This window comes from Collinsella aerofaciens, assembly GCF_002736145.1.
GTDB lineage: Bacteria > Actinomycetota > Coriobacteriia > Coriobacteriales > Coriobacteriaceae > Collinsella > Collinsella aerofaciens_A.
The window spans coordinates 352,196-369,059 of sequence record NZ_CP024160.1 but is presented as its reverse complement, the minus strand read 5'-3'; the positions used below and the strand labels follow the sequence as shown (position 1 = coordinate 369,059).

The window sequence follows — 16,864 nt, the reverse complement described above, 5'->3', positions numbered from 1 at the left end:
GCATGTACAGCAGGGAGAAGGTCGAGCTCTTCCTCCTGGCGACGGAGGACGGCATGGGGCCCACCGCCGCCGCGGAGTTCGCGGGGGTCACGGTGAGCGCGGCCAAGAAGTGGGCGACGGGGCACCTCCCGCGCAGCTACACCGGCGGGGGCTGTAGAATCGTGGCGAGGAAACCGCCACGGAAGGAGGCCAGCTTGGGCCCCGACAAGTCGACCTACGCCCCGCCCGCGACCGGCCCGCTCGCCGGGCTCAACGAGGACCAGATAGAGAACCTGCTGCTCAGGGCGGTGTTGGCCGACCTAAAAGCGGAAGGGTGGGACCCGGCTTCGATCTCGAACAGGAGCAAGTGCGAGCTCGGCGAGAGATTGAGGCGGGCGACCGCCCTGCCCCTCCGCTCGATCACAGGTTTCTTGAGGATATCGAAGAGCTCCTATGAGTACTGGAGGCCCCGCGTCGCCGCGCCGCGCGACCGCGACGCCGACATACGCGGCCGCGTGGTGCGCATCTTCCGCGAGGGCTCGGGCTGCTGGGGGTACCGCACCGTCTGGGCGCGCCTGCGCCGCGAGGGCGTCCGCGCCAGCGAGAAGCGCGTGGCCCGCGTGATGCGCGAGGAGGGCCTCGAGGTCGTCTACAACAAGAAGCGCGCCCGGGGCTACAGCTCCTACGCCGGCGAGGTCTCCAAGGCGCCGGAGAACCTCGTGAACAGGAAGTTCCGCGCCGACGAGCCCAACCGGCTGTGGCTCACCGACATCACCGAGTTCAGGCTCCCGGGCGGCGAGAAGGTCTACCTGAGCCCGGTCATCGATTGCTTCGACGGGATGCCCGTTGCCTGGTCGATCGGGCTGCACCCCGACAAGCGCCTCGCGAACTCGAGCCTGCTCAAGGCCTGCGCGGCGAGGCCGGCGGGCGCGCGCACGACGATCCACTCGGACCGGGGCGGCCACTACCGCTGGCCGGAGTGGATCGGGATCTGCGAGGAGAACGGCCTGGTCAGGAGCATGTCCGCGAAGGGCTGCAGCCCGGACAACTCGGCCTGCGAGGGCTTCTTCGGGCGCCTCAAGAACGAGTTCTTCCGCTATAGGGACTGGGAGGGCGTGACGGCCGAGGAGTTCATGGGGAGGCTCGAGGCCTACCTCGTGTACTATCGGGACGGGCGCATCAAGAAGTCCCTCGAGTGGCTGAGCCCGATGGAGTACCGCAGGAAGCTTGGATACGCCTAGGCGCGGTCCAAGAAATCGTCCGCACCCCCAAACAGACCGTATTCCACCGCAACTTCCTTTTTGGCAGAGGAGAGTCCATGCTGCAGGTCATCATTTCGCCCGCCAAGCAGATGCGCGCGGCACAAGATGCTTTTGAAGTTCAGGGGATTCCACCTTTTGTGCACGAGACGGCTCGCCTCCACCGCGCACTGCTAGATATCGAGCGGAATGAGGGCAGCGGCGGTCTGCAGGCGCTATGGAACGTGAGTGACAAACTGCTGGGGCCTTGCCTCAACACCCTGCATGAGTTTAGGCCCATCTTGGGAAACGGCAATCTCGACAATCCCGCACTCGCCCGTCACCTCTCCCCTGCCGTCATGTCCTATCACGGCATTCAATACCAGAGCATGGCGCCCGAGGTGATGGATTCAGCGCAGCTCGCATGGCTGCAAGACCATCTATGGATCCTCTCCGGCCTCTACGGGTGCGTTCGTCCCTTTCATGCCGTCGAACCGTATCGACTGGAAATGGGCGCGAAGCTCGCCGTTGACGATGCCCGAGACCTCTACGCGTTTTGGAGCGACAAGCTCGCGCAGGCTGTCGCCCCGGCAGGCTCAAACACCACGATCGTCAACCTCGCCAGCGTAGAGTATGCCAAAGCCGTTCTGCCCCATCTCGCGGGCGACGCCACGGCCGTCACATGCCTTTTTGGCGAGGGTATCCGCAACGGGAAGCCCATCCAACGGTCGACCGCCAGCAAAAAGGCGCGCGGTTCCATGGTGCGGTGGATGGCAGAAAACGAGCTCGAGGATGCAAGCGGGCTCACCGCATTCAACATCGGCTATCGTCACATCCCCGAGCTTTCAGACGAAAACACCCTGGTTTTCATGAACGCGCAGGCACAATAGACCCGCCGTTTCCACCCCCCCCGTTACTCCGCCAAGCCATCGGCCTTTGCAATCTCGCTCGTCGAGCCATCTTGGTAGGTAACCTTAACGTGCTCCACCTCGGACACCTTGACACCCGACGGGGGCTCCAGGCGCCATTCCGTCAGGGCGATATCCATCGTCGTGGGCACATCCCCTTGATCTTTGAGCTCGACCAACAGCGTCTTAAGCGACGCATCGAAGGTCACGCGCTCGATCTCTTCACCAGGAATGGAACCACCGCTCAGCTGCAGCTGGACAAATCCATCGCGCGGATACCAATAGTCGCCCGGCGCGGCAACGGTATTGCCGCCAGAGACCTTCATCGTCATAATCGGTAGGCTATCATCAGCCTCGAACTCCCATGCAACGCCGCCGCGACCACCAAACGTCCAGATACAAAAGGCAATCACCAGCACAGCAAGCACCGCAAAACCAATCGCGACAAGGCCATGGTGCGCACGGCATTCCTCGGCCGATACATCCCATTGCGTCTCTCGATACAGATGCTTGTCTTCCATGTTCGCCTCCCCACAGGCACGCTCGTTGGCCCAATCGTACCCATTCAGGCTATACTTGAGCCCATGACATAACGGGGAGCTTGCAGGACAAGACGGCAGGCTGAGACTGGGCGCGCCCGCCCTGACCCGCAAACCTGATATGGGTAATGCCAACGAAGGGAGCCGTGCCAATGAGCACACAGACCGAGCCCAAGCTCGTCACGCAAATCGACTTCGCCCGTGCCGGGCAGATTACGCCGCAGATGAAGGAGGTTGCCGAGCGCGAGCATCGCGACCCCGAGTACATCCGCGAGCGCGTGGCCGACGGCCGCATCGCCATCCCCGCCAACATCGTGCATATCAAAAAGGGCATGCGCGCCTTTGGTGTCGGCGAGGGCCTGTCCACCAAGGTCAACGTCAACCTGGGCATCTCGGGCGATAAGGCCGATGCCGCCGAGGAGTGGAAGAAGGTCAAGATCGCCGAGGACTTTGGCGCCGACGCCATCATGGACCTCTCCAACTCGGGCAAGACGCGCCAGTTCCGCCAGCAGCTCATCGACGAGACGCCGCTTATGGTGGGCACCGTCCCCATGTACGACGCCATCGGCTACATGGAAAAGCCGCTGGTCAAGCTTACCAAGGATGACCTGTTCGAGGTCGTGCGCGCGCACGCCGAGGACGGCGTGGACTTTATGACCATCCACTGCGGCATCAACAAGTCGGTCACCAAGACCTTTAAGGAGACCGGCCGTCTCATGAACATCGTCAGCCGCGGCGGCTCGCTGCTGTTTGGCTGGATGGAGGTCACCGGCAACGAAAACCCCTTCTACGAGTACTTTGACGAGCTGCTCGAGATTTGCCACGAGTACGACGTGACGATTTCGCTCGGCGACTCCTGCCGCCCGGGCTGCCTCTACGACTCCAACGACGCCACCGAGACCGCTGAGATGATCGAGCTGGGCAAGCTGTGTAAGCGCGCTTGGGCCGCCGGCGTCCAGGTCATGGTCGAGGGTCCGGGTCACATGGCGCTCGACGAGATCGCCGCCAACATGAAACTGCAGAAGCGCCTGTGCCACAATGCCCCGTTCTATGTGCTCGGGCCGCTGGTGACCGATATCGGCGTGGGTTACGACCACATCACCGCTGCCATCGGCGGCGCCATCTCCGCCAGCTCCGGTGCCGACTTCCTGTGCTACGTGACGCCGGCCGAGCACCTGTGCCTGCCCAACGCCCAGGACGTGCTCGATGGCCTCATGGCCACCAAGATTGCCGCGCACGCCGCCGATATCGCCAAGAAGGTGCCGCACGCCCGCGACATGGACGACAAGATGGGTCAGGCACGCCGCAAGCTCGACTGGGACGCCATGTGGAAGTGCGCGCTCGACCCGGTTACCGGCAAGAAACGCTACGAAGAATCCCCCGCCGCCACCGAGGGCACCTGCACCATGTGCGGCAAGATGTGCGCCGTCCGCACCGTTAACAAGGTGTTCGAAGGCACGACGATCGACCTCGGCATGGAGGACTAACTCGTCACCGGAGCCACAATCGGTAACATGGTGTTCGTCAATTGTTGACGTGTGAACATTTGCTTACATTTGCGTAAAGATTGCATCGCCCGCCCGGGTTCGACATAGAGTCGGCCCGGGCATCTTTATAATGCTGGCTTAAAGACCCATTTGATTCCGACCGAACAAGGGAGCAAACATGGATCGCAGTAAGGTACCTGCCGTCCTGTCCATCGCAGGATCCGATTCCAGCGGTGGCGCCGGCATTCAGGCCGACATCAAGACCATCACGGCGCACCGCCTGTATGCCGAGACGGCCATCACCGCCATCACCGCACAAAACACGCTCGGTGTCACCGCCGTGCAGAATATCTCCCCTGATATCGTCGCTGCGCAGATCGACGCCGTATTTGACGATATCCGCCCCAGCGCCGTCAAGATAAGCATGGTTTCCTCTGCCGAGATTATCGAGGTTATCGCCGACCGCCTGAGCGCCTGGAACGCGACGAACGTGGTCGTCGACCCCGTCATGGTAGCCACCTCGGGCGCACGGCTGATTGCCGAAGATGCCGCCGAGGCGCTCACCCGCCGCCTGTTCCCACTGGCAACCGTCATCACGCCCAATATTCCCGAGGCCATGGCCCTGCTTGACTACGAGGTCGACTCCGAGCGCACACAGCAAAATGCTGCCATGCTCCTCACCCGCCGCTTTGGTTGCGCATCCCTCGTTAAGGGTGGGCATCTTGTCAACGAGGCCAACGATGTATTGGCCGAACCCGCGCCACTCGATGACGAGGGCAACCATCTGGGCGATCCGCTCACCACGTGGTTCCGCCACAAGCGCATCGAGACCGACAACACACACGGCACCGGCTGCACGCTTTCGTCCGCCATCGCCTGCGCGCTGGCCCAGGGCATGGATCTTGCCGATGCCGTCAACGCCGGCAAGGCCTACCTAACCGGCGCTCTCGCCGCCGGCTTTGACATGGGCAAAGGCTCCGGCCCCGTCAACCACATGTGGCAATATTAAGATTCGCAGCCCAAAACCACCGCAAAGGGGACAGGCACCTTTGCGGTGGCTCCCACAAACATCTCGATCTGTAACAGTTAGAGCCCATTTTTCAGCCCACCTGCTATAGATCGAGACATTCAAATTCCACCGAGAAGATAGTCTTGATCTGTAACAGTAACTCGGCTAAATCGACCCTAGATGTTACAGATCGAGACAAATCAACGAAACAAGCCACCACAAGGGTACCTTTGTGGTGGCTTGGGGCCGTGCTACTCACCGAGCATCTCTTTGAGCTTGGCTGCCACGGCGTGACCCAGGCTCTCGTGGCTTTCGGGCATCATATGCAGATAGTCGATATCGCCCGGCTCGGCAAACTCCGCTGCATTCAAAAAGTCGCAGCTAAACTGCTCAGCTACGTGCGCATAGTATTCAGCAAAATGCTCCGAGGCCTCGACGGAATGCTCGTCAAAGTCGGTCATATACACATCGGCGATCTGCGGCTTGATCTTGATAGGAGCCATCAGCAGGATGCGCGGGCAAGGCGCAGCGTCGGTCCACGGAAACGCGCGGACGGCGCGAATCAGCGCCATGGCGCCACGGGCGATATCGGAAGCTGTCACGTTAAAGACCGTCTTGCAATCGTTAGTTCCCAGCATAATAACGATCGCATCCAGCGGCTTATGAGCCTCGAGCAGCATCGGCAGCGCGCGGATGCCGTTAAGATTGGTGTCCAGATGGCACATGTCGTCGCGTACCGTCGTGCGGCCGTTGAGGCCTTCTTCAATTACATGCCAGCCATCGCCCAGATCACGCTGCGCCACGCCGCACCAACGCACATCCTGCGCATAGCGCACCGCAGTGCCATCGCGCATACCAGCCGGATCATAGCCATAGGTGTTGCTGTCACCAAAGCACAGAACGTTTTTCATCGTAAGCTCCCCACTCAATAAAAAGCCGACGGGAGCAGCCCCCGTCGGCTCGGTATATCGCATCACGCGCACCATTTACAGGTACTTGCGCCAGTCGTCGTCATCCTCGTCATCCTCGGCAGCGGCCTGAGCCTGCTCGGCGGCACGGGCGGCTGCGGCACGGGCGGCAACCTGAGCATAGGACTCCTCGTTGCGCTCGGGGAAGTTTGCCAACACGTGCTCGAACTTGGCGAAGTCCTCGTCCCAGCGCGTAGAGGGCACGGCAAAGAAGACCTGCTTGACCTTGAAGTCGCCCGATGCGAGCTCCTTGCGGAAGAGCTCGGACACGGCCTCTGCGTCAAAGCCGTTGTTCTCGCAGCCCCAAGCACCCAGTACGAGCTTCTCGCGGCCAAGCTCATCGCAGATAGCAAGCACAAAGCGGATGCGGTCGCGCAGGGCGTCAAGCAAGGCATCGTCGCTCACGCGGTACTCCTGGCGAGCACGCTTGGCGTTGGGTGCAGCGGCGACGATCACGTCGGCATAGGCGTGCACATGCTTGCGGTCGAAGCGCACCGCGGGCACCACCAGCGCACGGTTGCGGTACAGCTCACAGTTGATGTTGCGGCGACGGTTCTCACCGTACCATTTACGCTGCTTATCGAGGACGTTGTACAGATACGAATCGGCGCACAGCGTGGCCTCCTGGCCCAGATAGCCCTGGATGTAGCCACCGCCCGGATTGGTGAACGAGGCAAAGGCGAGCACAGCCATGTCGCAGAACTGCGCATAGCCGCGGCCGTTGTCCAAGATGGCCTGCGTGGCGGAGGCATCGAGCACGGTGACCTCGGGCAGAACCGGAGCGGGCTCCTCAGCAGGCGCGGGCTCGGTCTCCGCAGGCTCCTCGGCGGGCGCAGACTCGGCTTCGGTGGCCTCCTCGACGGGCTCGGGCGCCACCTCGACATCGACAGCGGCCTCGACGTCCTCGGCAGCTTGCTCCTCAGCAGCTGCTGCCTTCTGAACCTTGGCCTTCATCGCCGCGACAAAGCCGGCGGGCATGCCGTCAAACTCGCGAACACCGGCAAGCGAACGCTCGATATCCTTGGCGAACGCTTCGGACACAGTCGCCACATGGCGCTCGGCGGCCTTGGCACGGGCCTCGCGCTTGGGATTGGGCTGACCCGCTCGGTTGGACCTGCGGTTACGGTTCCTGTTGTCGACGTCTGCCATAAGTGGTCACCTTTCCTGTCGCTGCCGCTATCGGCTTTTCCCATCCATGATACCCCGCCGCTACAAAAAAGACGGCCCCGCAGGACCGCCTTTCACATCGTTTTACCGCGTCCGGCAAGAAACGCTGCAATCCCCCGCGCTAGTCGCGACGACCGAGGATGTTCAGGATGCGCAGGAACACGTTGATAATGTCCACGAACAGATTGGACGCCATGAGCACCGCATTGGGCAGCGTAGGCGGCACTGTCGTGGCAACATAGGTGTCGTAGCCAATAAAGCCGGCAAACACCACAATCACGATCAGGTCGGTGATGGTCTGCGAAACGCCCATAAACATCAGCACGATCTCAACCAAAATGGTGGCAAGCAGAATACCAAAGCCGATGCCATATACGCGCTGGAAAAACTTGGGGAACGTCACGCCCAAGGCGCCAAAGACAAAGGTGATAGCGGCCGTGGCGATAAAGGCAGTGTTGATGGTGGGCAGGTCGTAGTTGGCAAGGCCAAACGACGCGGTCAGGCCAAAGGTGCTCGCAAAGATTACGTAGCCCACAAGGGACAGGCCCACGGACTGCTTGCCCGCAGCAGCCGACATCATGACCATGCCGACGATGGTTAAAATAAACGAGCCAAAGACCAGCGGTAGGGCGGCGCCGCTCATCATCATGCGCGCAAACGACATGGTGCTCGTAAAGTAGGCGCCAGCGCCCATGGCGCAAAAGCCCAAGAAGATGAGGGCGGACATGGCGAGATTGTACGCGCGCGGCGACATCTCCTTGGCGCGGCTTGCGCCGGTCTCGACGGGGCCGTTCTGATAGCCCTGAATATCGTTCATACTTCGTCCTTTCAAAAAGCGCCACGACAGCGCCGTAGGTGACAAGATCCCTGCCATTGTACCCGAATGCCGCGCGCTCTTACCTGCGGCGCTCGCCCTCAAGCGTGCGGTCAAACGCCCATACCCACCAACGCATCACATGCGTCTGCGAGCCATCCGCCCGCTCACGCGTTTGGTCCTCCAGATACAACTCGGTCGCATGTCCGCCAAAACGTACCTTATAGGTTGCCGTACGGATGCCGTGAACCGTCAGGCCAAACCCAGTGGTCGAGACAATCTCGTCGATCGTAAAACAACGGCCGTCGACCCAGCAGACGGTGACCGGCACAACCTGTCCGCCCGCGAGGATGCGAGCCACGACGTCCACATACTGCTTGTGCACGCGCCGAGTTTTGCCGTCTGTCTGTCGATATTCCATGCCTCCTATTATCGAACGCATGTTTGCATGTTGTAAAGCGAACAGGCTGTGGTTTTGGGGTGTCGGAGCGATCGCATGTGTCCGCATGGCGTGTTAGCAAAAAGAACACCCGCGGTCAACAGGGATAATATTCAATTTTAGTGCCAAAAAATTCACTGCTCCCATCAGAACTCGGTAAAGAAACCCGCAGGAGGTGATACGATTTATCATGTTTCTGTAACGTGCCTGCAAACTTCGAGAAAGCCCATATATGGACGTAACGTTCTCAACCTTCCTCGGCCAACTTGTGTCGAACCCAGTCCTTGCCGTCACCGTGATCCTCGCGCTCGGCGCCATCTTCGTCAATGGATGGACCGACGCACCCAACGCCATCGCGACCTGCGTCACTACGCGTTGCATGCCCGCCCGCGCCGCCATTCTCATGAGTGCCGCATTCAACTTCCTCGGCGTGCTCATCATGACGCACTTTAACGCGAGCGTCGCCAACACCATCTCCCATATTGTCGACTTTGGCGGAAACAGTACCATGGCGCTCGCCTGCCTGTGCGCGGCACTCTTCTCCATCGTCGTCTACGGCGCCACAGCGTCGCGTTTTGGCATCCCCACCTCGCAAAGCCACAGCCTTATCGCCGGCCTGACCGGTGCCGCCATCGCCCTCGGCGGTGCGAGCAGCGTCAACGTCCACGAGTGGATGAAGGTCATCTACGGCCTGGCGCTCTCCATCGGCCTGGGCTTTGTCATGGGCTGGGTCCTGTGCAAGCTCGTCTCGATTCTTTTCGCCGCCGCCAACAGGCGACGTGCCAATGTCTTCTTTAAATACGCTCAGATCGCGAGCGCTGCGGCCATGAGCTTTATGCACGGCGCGCAGGATGGACAGAAGTTCATCGGCGTGCTCTTTTTAGGCGTGGCCTTTGCCAGCGGCCAGACGAGCGTCGGCGATGCCGGCATCCCCATCTGGATTATGCTGCTGTGCTCGGCCACCATGGGCATCGGCACCAGCGTGGGCGGCGAGCGCATCATCAAGTCCGTTGGCCAGAGCATGGTCAAGCTCGAAAAGTACCAGGGCTTCTCCGCCGACCTCGCGGGCGCCGCAAACCTGCTGCTTGCCACCCTTACCGGCATCCCCGTGTCCTCCACCCATATCAAGACCTGCGCCATCATGGGCGTCGGTGCCGTCAAGCGCCTTTCGGCCATCAACTTCGGCGTCGTCAAGGACATGATGTTCACCTGGTTCTTCACCTTCCCCGCCTGTGGATTCATCAGCTTTGTCATGGCCAAGCTGTTCATGATGTTCATCTAGTCAAACCGAGCGTCCATCCGGACCGTAATACTTCGCCCACCCGTCTTCGCCTCGAAAGGACCCACTCATGGCAAAGAAACCCGATTCGTTCTACTTTGACAACTACGTCGCCTGCGCCGACCTTGCCGTCCAGGCCGCCGAGCTGCTCACCAAGATTTTCGAGAACTTCGATCCTGCAAAGATTCACGATATGCTCGACAAGATGCACGCGATCGAGCATGCGGCCGACAAGAAGCACCATGAGCTTGAGGACGCCCTGCTCACGGCCTTTATCACCCCGCTTGAGCGCGAGGACCTGGACCTGATGAGCTGCTCGCTCGACACCGTGCTCGACCGCATCGAGGGCGTCGTGCAGCGCGTCTACTTCACCAACATCCAGAGTATCCATCCCGACGCCATCGTCATCGCCCACAAGGTGACCGACGCCTGCCGCGCCATGAAGGACCTGATGGTCGAGCTGCCTAACTACCGCAAGTCCAAGACGCTGCGCGAGCTCGTCATCCAGATCAACACGATCGAGTCCGAGGCCGACGACCTCTACATCAACGCTATGCGCAACCTGCATGTCAACGGCAAAGATCCGCTCGAGGTCATCGCCTGGCGTGACGTCTACGCCTTCCTGGAGTACTGCGCTGACTGCTGTGAGAATGTGGCCGATGTTGTGGATTCGATTGTCATGAAGAACAGTTAATTGGGGGCACGTATCCCACCGGTCGCGGGCCCGACCGCTAATACCTTTTTCACTCCGGCTGCAAGCAGAGTCGTTCAAAAGGTATTAGCGGTCGGGCCCGCTCCCTTACGTACCACCATTGGGAACTTTGGCTGATAGTTGTAGCGCAATGGAGGTTTGGCTGAAGGGACCTTTGGTACCCGTTCGGACACTTTGGCCCTTGATGAACGTTTGGCGATTGCTGCTTTGGGTACTCTTTGGGTTACTTTGGGTTTGTTTGATTTTTAATTGTAGGAGGACCTGTATGTCTTATTTGGATCTGGCTCGGGGTCGGTATTCTTGTCGCGAGTTTGAGGATCGTTCTGTTGAGCAGTCGGTAGTGGATGCCATTGTTGAGGCTGGGCGTATTGCTCCTTCAGCTTGTAATAACCATCCAACCCGTGTGATGGTGCTGGATACGCCTGAGCTTCTGGAGAAGGCTGCTGCTTGTCAGCCTCGGTTTGCTCGTGATGGGTCTATCTTTGGGGCTCCGCTTGTCTTCCTTATTTGCAGCGTTACCGATGATGCTTGGGTGCGTCCGTATGACCAGATGAATTCCAGTGAAATCGATACGTCCATCGTGTGCGACCAGATGATGATGGAGGCCACCGAGCAGGGCCTGGGAACGTGCTGGGTATGCCATTTTAAGCCCGAGGTGGCACAGGAGCAGTTCGACCTGCCCAAGGGCGTCTATCCCTATCACATGCTCGTCTGTGGCTATCCTGCCGACCACATCGCCGATCCCGAGCATCGCGAGGCCCGCACCATTCCCCTCCCCAACTTCCTCCTCAAGTAGTTTTTGGCACATGCCCTAAAACCTACCTTTTACCGCTCACCCATTCGCCGAGTTCTGCGCCACTATGTGCAGGGCTCGGTTTTTTATGTTGCGCGCCCCTGCACACCCTGCACAGTCATAAAAAAGGACCCGCAAGCTGCGGGTCCTTTCGAGATACTAAATTGTAGGACGAATGTTAGTCCAGATCGTCGGCGGCAAAGTTGTCGATCGGGGCGAAAGGATCGGCCACGGGGACAACCGGGTCAGCGACGGGCAGCGGCTCGGCGGGAACAGTCACCGCAGGAGAAGCGGCAGAACCGACCGGCGTGGAGGCCATGAGGTCGGCCGGGAAGGAGTTCTGGGCATCATCCATGAAGTGCTGGATGAGCTTGAGGTACTCGGCCTTGAACTCCTCGCGGGAAGCCTTGAGACGATCGATTTCCTCGAGCTCGGCCTGCTTCTCGGTCAGAGCCTGGCGGATAACCTCGCGGGCCTTGGCGTCAGCCTCGTTGCGGATACGCTCAGCGTTCTCGTTGGCATCGTTGACGATAGTCTCAGCGGTCTGCTGGGCAGCGATCAGGGCAGCGGAAATCTGGCGCTCCTGAGCGGAGAAGTCAGGGGCGGGAGCAGCCACGGGGGCGGCAGGAACGGCCTGGGCGGTGGCATCCTGAGCCTGGGCAAGCTGAGCCTGGGCATCGGCAAGCTGCTGCTCGGTAGCAGTCAGACGACCCTTAAGGTCGACGATCTTAGCGAGCATAGCGTCAACCTCGGAGGACAGCGTCTCCAAGAAGACGTCGACCTCGGCAGGATCGTAGCCACGCTTGGCCTCAGAGAAAGTCTGAGCCTGGATGTCTGCAGGGGTAATAGCCATAACAAGTCTCCTTTATCATCGCCTCGGCGCTATACGCCCGACGTAAGTTACTAAGCCAGTTCTATACGAGTATACCTATAAGAAGCTGCAGAACCAGCCTCTGCACCAACTGCAACGCAATAATCGCAACGACCGGCGAAAAATCGATACCGCCCATCGGCGGGATGAAACGACGGAACAGGTTGAGCCACGGACCGCACACGCTATCAAGCACCGCGGCAATATCCTGAAGCAAACCGCCCTGCTTCATGGGAATCCACGTCATAAAGCAGTAGACGACAATGAGCGTGGAATAGAAGTTGAACAGCGTGTTGACCAGCTGGACGATAGTGTAGATGTTGATGGGAATCTCCTCGTCTTGTCTTTACTTAAGGTAGCCGTCGGCACGAAGCTTCTTGAGATCGGAATCTTTGACCTCGCAGCCGGCGGGCAGCACCATGAACACGCGGTCGCCCACCTCCTTGACCGTGGCACCCAGACCGCAGGCAAAGCCGTAAGAGAAGTCCAAGACGCGCTTAGCGACTTCGGTGCGTACGCCCACAAAAATCAGTGCGACAGGCTGCTTGGTGCGAACGCGGCGCACTACGGTCTCCACGTCGTCATAGCTCTCGGGGCGCAGGACATAGGCCGGCAGCTGCGGCGTGGCGTTGATGATGTTGCTCGCATAGGCCGAGGCATCGCTCGGTGCAGGCGCGGGCGCAGCGGCGGCACGGGCGCGGGTATTCTCGGCGTAGCTCGACGGCGTGTCATAGGCACCAGGACGATAACCGCTCGCAACGCTGTCCTGCGAGCGCGAAGGCGGGTTATACGTCGTGGCATGGCGGGAGTCATCGCCGACCAGCTGACCGGAGCGCGTATACACGGCAACCGACTCAGCTTCACCGCGGCGCGTCTGACCAAGCAGGCCGTTGCTCGGCTCGTCTTGGGTGTAGAAGCCCTCGCCCGAAGCACCGCTGTAGCCGTTGCCCTGATAACCATCGTCATAGCCGTCATCGTAGCCGTAGTCGTCGTCCTGGCCATAACCCTGGTCGTAACCCTGCTGGCCGCCCAGGTGCATCTTATTTTTAATCTCGTCAAGGAAGCCCATGGTTGTGTCCTCTCGCGGTTTAGTGCAGGCGCCCCGATAATCAGTGCGCACTTCAGAGCCTTATTTTACTGCAAACTCCGGGCTAAATACTACCCTGCCCAGGCGAACGAGCGTAGAGCCCTCCTCAAGGGCAGGCTCAAAGTCCTCGCTCATGCCGCAGGAAAGCTCAGGCAGGTTCAAATCGGGATGTGCCGTCTCCAGCTCATCCCTCAGCTCACGAAGCCCCGCAAAGGTGCGGCGTGCCACATCCTTATTCCCCCGGGGCGCCATAGTCATAAGCCCCTGCACGCAAATTCCCTCAAGCTCCGCAAGCTCACCCGCGGCGGCGCGAATCTCATCGGGCGAAAAGCCTCCCTTCGACTCCTCACCACTCACATTGACCTCAATGAGCACACGCTGGGGGCCGGCGAGCTCGCCTGCCTCAATCTTGCGGACAGCACGGCTCGAGATCGCCTGCGCCAGATGCAGCGAACCCACCGAGTGAATCAGCTCGGCTGAGCCCAGTACCGCATTGATCTTATTGGTCTGCAGGTTGCCGATCATATCGAAGCGCACCTCGGGCAGCTCCGGATGCTCCGCCAGACCCGTGAGCTTGCGAACCAGCTCCTGCGGGCGGTTCTCGGCAAAATGGCGATACCCCGCCTGGATGGCAGCAACGGTCTCATCGACACCAACGGTCTTGGACACGGCAATGAGGCGCGCGGCGTCGTGGGGGCGGCCCGCGTGATCGAGCGCCGCATAAAAACGTTCCAGAATCTGCTCGCGGCGAGCGCGCATCAAGTCCAAATAGTTATCCATTGCTAATCGCCTCCGCTGACAGCCAAACAAGTAGTCCCATGCTAACGCAAGAGCGCGGCCCCGCATGTGCAAGGCCGCGCTCACTTAGGTATTTACAATCTTTCGACGAACGGGGCTACTTACTCCTCGTCGTCCTCGCCATCGTCCTCGTCCTCAAGATGATCGAGCAGGTAGCGAAGACCCTCGCTGACCTCGTTAACGGGCACCTTGGCAACGTAGCGCGCGTCGACGGCGGGCCTCATGATAACACCCTCGCCCGAAGGCACGCGCATGCTCTCGAGCTCATCCTCGTCCACACGGGCGATATCGCCGGCGTTCATACGCTGACCAGTCAACAGGAAGGTCAGACGGCAAGCGGCATCGATGGAAATCGAAGCGATGCGATCGAGGTAGCGCGAAACCATGATGGCGCGGCGCAGGTCGTCATAGTTGCTATCGTCGTCCATAAAGTCGCCTGTATCCATACGGTTAAAGGTGCGGAAGAACTTCTCGTAGGCGGCGTGCACCGGCTCGTCCTCGACGGCCAGGTTGCAGATGATGGACATGTCATTGGTGACGAGCGCAGAAAGCGAAGAGCCCAGCACCTGGTAGACGGCCTCAGCCTCGGCCTCGACCGTGCCGACAAGCTCCTTTGGCAGCGAGATGTCGGCCTTGATCATATGACGCGTGGCACGGCAGATCTGACGGACCTTATCGGTCATGCGCTGCAGGTTAAAGTCAACGTAGATGATCGTCTGAAGCAGGCGGAAGTCGGAGGCGACCGGTGACTGCGTGGCGATCAGGTTGTAGCAGACGGCCTCCAGGTTGGCGCAGCGCGCGTCAATCGAAAGCGTTCGTTTCTTGGTCTTGGTGGCGAGCTTGCGGTCGTCGGTCACATAGGCCTTCACGGCATCGTGGAGAGCCAGATCGACGGCCTCATAGATGCTCAGCATCTCGTGACGGGCCTCGACGAGCTGACGGGAAAACAGTTTGCGCATGGTTCACTCCAATCAGTTGGGTGCGGTCATGCCGCCCGCACAGTGAATACGCACCGGACCAGGTCCGATCGGCTTGGGACTAGTCGCACCGATCAGCCAAAGCGGCCGGTGATATAGTCTTCCGTCCGCGAGTCCACCGGGCTGGTGAAGATCGCGTCGGTTTGACCATACTCGATGAGCGTGGCGGGCTCGCCGGCAACTTCCTGCAAGAAGAATGCGGTGTAGTCGCTGATACGAGCTGCCTGCTGCATTGAATGCGTGACGATGATGATCGTCATCTCGGGCGCCAGCTCGGCCATCAGATCCTCGACCTTAGAGACGGATGTGGGATCGATGGCGGAGCAGGGCTCGTCCATCAGGAGGACATCGGGTTGCACCGCAAGCACGCGCGCGATGCACAGACGCTGCTGCTGACCGCCCGAGAGCGCCAAACCATCCTTGTTGAGCTGATTGGATACCTCTTTCCAGAGGTTGGCGCGCTTGAGCGATTCTTCCACGATGTCATCGAGGTCGCTTTTGCTAGTCACGCCCTGCAGACGAGGGCCAAAGGCGACATTCTCGTAGATGGATTTGGGAAACGGGTTGGGCTGCTGAAAGATCATGCCCACGCGACGACGGAGATCGACCGGGTCGACGCCCTCGGCATAGATATCATTGCCGTCGAGCGTCATGGCGCCCTCGACGCGCGTACCCTCGATCAGATCATTCATGCGGTTGATGCAGCGCAAAAACGTCGACTTGCCGCAGCCCGAAGGGCCAATGAAGGAGGTGATGGCGTTTTTGGCGATGTTGAGGTCAAGCCCCGTCAGCGCATGAAAGTCACCGTACCAAAAGTTGAAATCCTTGGCCGTAATGGCCGCTTGCTCCAGCGTGGGAGCGGACTGATAAACGGACATGGGACTCCTTAACTAGCGACGCTTGCGCGACAGGAAGCGCGCAAACAGGTTGAAGGCCAGAATGATCACCATCAGCAAGAGCGCGGTGCCGTAGGCTGCGTTCATGTTGATGCCGTCGTTTGCAAGCAGGTACAGGTGAACCGTCATGGGGCGGCCGGAATCGAGCGGCGAAATAGGTAGATTGATGGCTTGGCCCATGGTGTAGAGCACCACCGCGGTCTCGCCAATGGCACGGCCGATGGCGAGGACGATGCCCGTGGCAATACGACCAAAGGCAGAAGGAAGCACGATCTTGGAGACGACCTGCCACTTGGTGGCGCCCAGGCCGTACGCGCCCCAACGGATATAGCGCGGAACGGCGCGAATGGCCTCTTCGGTGGTGCGCATGACGATGGGAAGCATCAAGAGCGCGAGTGCCAGAGCGGCCGAGACCATCGAAAGGCCCAGACCCATGGCCTCGACAAACAAGGCGTAGCCAAACAGGCCCATAACGATGGAGGGCACCGAGGCCAAAGCGTCAGCAGCGTAGCGAATGAGCTCGACGACCTTGCCCTGCTTGGCGTACTCGGCCAGATAGACGGCTGCCAGCACAGCGATCGGCGTGCAGATAAGCATGGCGAGCGCCGTCACATAGACGGTCGAGACGATCGTGGGCCAAATTCCGCCCTCGGCGTTGACGCCCTGGGGCCAACCGAAGATAAAGTCGAGCGAGATATGCGGCAGGCCGTTAATGACCACGTAGGCGATGATAGCGACCAGCACCAGTGTGGTGATGTATGCCGCGGCACGAAACACGCCAAGCATGATCTTGTTGGACAGGTCCTTGTTGATGCGGCCCTTCTTGCCGTGGGAAAGGGCACGCTTGATGCGCTCGCGCGACGAGGTCGTATCGACCGTCGTGTCAACGGAATCGGACATAGC

Annotated in this window: 19 protein-coding genes; 7 read left to right on the top strand and 12 right to left on the bottom strand. The window is 60.2% G+C overall.

Annotated features, from left to right (window positions below; all coding sequences use genetic code 11):
• Positions 1-2: 2 nt before the first annotated feature.
• Both CSV91_RS01675 and CSV91_RS01670 read left to right on the top strand, forming a co-directional pair.
• Positions 3-1,220 carry an IS3 family transposase gene (locus CSV91_RS01675; protein WP_099431547.1) on the top strand — a complete coding sequence of 406 codons (1,218 nt, stop codon included), beginning with the start codon at positions 3-5 and terminating at the stop codon, positions 1,218-1,220.
• A 77-nt stretch (positions 1,221-1,297) separates the two neighbouring features.
• The gene (locus CSV91_RS01670) at positions 1,298-2,107 is read left to right on the top strand and encodes a YaaA family protein (RefSeq protein ID WP_099431546.1); all 810 of its coding nucleotides are present in this window, start codon (positions 1,298-1,300) and stop codon (positions 2,105-2,107) included.
• A gap of 23 nt (positions 2,108-2,130) precedes the next feature.
• Here CSV91_RS01670 and CSV91_RS01665 read toward each other — a convergent pair whose 3' ends face one another.
• Complete coding sequence (locus CSV91_RS01665) at positions 2,131-2,646, bottom strand: hypothetical protein (protein WP_099431545.1); 516 nt, start codon at positions 2,644-2,646, stop codon at positions 2,131-2,133.
• Between the two features lie 170 nt (positions 2,647-2,816).
• On the opposite strand from CSV91_RS01665, the gene thiC reads away from it, so the two are divergent.
• Positions 2,817-4,151, top strand: a complete 1,335-nt coding sequence (gene thiC / locus CSV91_RS01660) for a phosphomethylpyrimidine synthase ThiC (protein ID WP_099431544.1) — start codon at positions 2,817-2,819, stop codon at positions 4,149-4,151.
• A 178-nt stretch (positions 4,152-4,329) separates the two neighbouring features.
• Positions 4,330-5,160 (top strand): bifunctional hydroxymethylpyrimidine kinase/phosphomethylpyrimidine kinase, encoded by an 831-nt coding sequence (thiD, locus tag CSV91_RS01655; protein WP_099431543.1) that lies wholly within the window; start codon positions 4,330-4,332, stop codon positions 5,158-5,160.
• A 251-nt stretch (positions 5,161-5,411) separates the two neighbouring features.
• Here the strand turns inward: thiD and CSV91_RS01650 are convergent, their stop codons facing one another.
• The 4 genes from CSV91_RS01650 to CSV91_RS01635 form a co-directional block, all read right to left on the bottom strand.
• Positions 5,412-6,071 (bottom strand): SGNH/GDSL hydrolase family protein, encoded by a 660-nt coding sequence (locus CSV91_RS01650; protein WP_157757969.1) that lies wholly within the window; start codon positions 6,069-6,071, stop codon positions 5,412-5,414.
• Between the two features lie 75 nt (positions 6,072-6,146).
• Entirely contained in the window at positions 6,147-7,277 is a 1,131-nt protein-coding gene (locus tag CSV91_RS01645) for a TIGR02452 family protein (RefSeq protein WP_099431541.1), read from the bottom strand.
• Between the two features lie 139 nt (positions 7,278-7,416).
• Positions 7,417-8,112, bottom strand: a complete 696-nt coding sequence (locus tag CSV91_RS01640; RefSeq protein ID WP_157757968.1) for a Bax inhibitor-1 family protein — start codon at positions 8,110-8,112, stop codon at positions 7,417-7,419.
• Positions 8,113-8,191: 79 nt separating this feature from the next.
• Positions 8,192-8,530, bottom strand: coding sequence for a hypothetical protein (locus tag CSV91_RS01635; RefSeq protein WP_099431539.1), 339 nt, complete (start codon positions 8,528-8,530; stop codon positions 8,192-8,194).
• Positions 8,531-8,780: 250 nt separating this feature from the next.
• Between CSV91_RS01635 and CSV91_RS01630 the strand changes: the two genes are divergently transcribed.
• The 3 genes from CSV91_RS01630 to CSV91_RS01620 all read left to right on the top strand — a co-directional run bounded on the left by CSV91_RS01630 (position 8,781) and on the right by CSV91_RS01620 (position 11,335).
• Positions 8,781-9,830 carry an inorganic phosphate transporter gene (locus tag CSV91_RS01630; RefSeq protein ID WP_099431538.1) on the top strand — a complete coding sequence of 350 codons (1,050 nt, stop codon included), beginning with the start codon at positions 8,781-8,783 and terminating at the stop codon, positions 9,828-9,830.
• 67 nt (positions 9,831-9,897) lie between these two features.
• Positions 9,898-10,521: a DUF47 domain-containing protein gene (locus tag CSV91_RS01625; RefSeq protein WP_099431537.1), complete on the top strand. Its 624-nt coding sequence runs from the start codon at positions 9,898-9,900 to the stop codon at positions 10,519-10,521.
• 283 nt (positions 10,522-10,804) lie between these two features.
• Complete coding sequence (locus tag CSV91_RS01620; RefSeq protein WP_099431536.1) at positions 10,805-11,335, top strand: nitroreductase family protein; 531 nt, start codon at positions 10,805-10,807, stop codon at positions 11,333-11,335.
• Positions 11,336-11,510: 175 nt separating this feature from the next.
• On the opposite strand, the gene CSV91_RS01615 is transcribed toward CSV91_RS01620, so the two are convergent.
• The 7 genes from CSV91_RS01615 to pstA all read right to left on the bottom strand — a co-directional run bounded on the left by CSV91_RS01615 (position 11,511) and on the right by pstA (position 16,861).
• A complete protein-coding gene (locus CSV91_RS01615; protein ID WP_006234242.1) occupies positions 11,511-12,185 on the bottom strand; it encodes a DivIVA domain-containing protein in 675 nt (224 codons plus the stop codon).
• 61 nt (positions 12,186-12,246) lie between these two features.
• Positions 12,247-12,492 (bottom strand): YggT family protein, encoded by a 246-nt coding sequence (locus CSV91_RS01610; protein WP_227790178.1) that lies wholly within the window; start codon positions 12,490-12,492, stop codon positions 12,247-12,249.
• Positions 12,493-12,549: 57 nt separating this feature from the next.
• Complete coding sequence (locus CSV91_RS01605; protein ID WP_022094497.1) at positions 12,550-13,272, bottom strand: cell division protein SepF; 723 nt, start codon at positions 13,270-13,272, stop codon at positions 12,550-12,552.
• Positions 13,273-13,332: 60 nt separating this feature from the next.
• Positions 13,333-14,070 carry a YggS family pyridoxal phosphate-dependent enzyme gene (locus CSV91_RS01600; protein ID WP_099431535.1) on the bottom strand — a complete coding sequence of 246 codons (738 nt, stop codon included), beginning with the start codon at positions 14,068-14,070 and terminating at the stop codon, positions 13,333-13,335.
• A 119-nt stretch (positions 14,071-14,189) separates the two neighbouring features.
• A complete protein-coding gene (locus tag CSV91_RS01595; protein WP_099431534.1) occupies positions 14,190-15,047 on the bottom strand; it encodes a phosphate signaling complex PhoU family protein in 858 nt (285 codons plus the stop codon).
• 92 nt (positions 15,048-15,139) lie between these two features.
• Positions 15,140-15,943 (bottom strand): phosphate ABC transporter ATP-binding protein PstB, encoded by an 804-nt coding sequence (gene pstB / locus CSV91_RS01590; protein WP_099431533.1) that lies wholly within the window; start codon positions 15,941-15,943, stop codon positions 15,140-15,142.
• Positions 15,944-15,955: 12 nt separating this feature from the next.
• Positions 15,956-16,861 (bottom strand): phosphate ABC transporter permease PstA, encoded by a 906-nt coding sequence (gene pstA / locus CSV91_RS01585; RefSeq protein ID WP_006234250.1) that lies wholly within the window; start codon positions 16,859-16,861, stop codon positions 15,956-15,958.
• Positions 16,862-16,864: the final 3 nt, after the last annotated feature.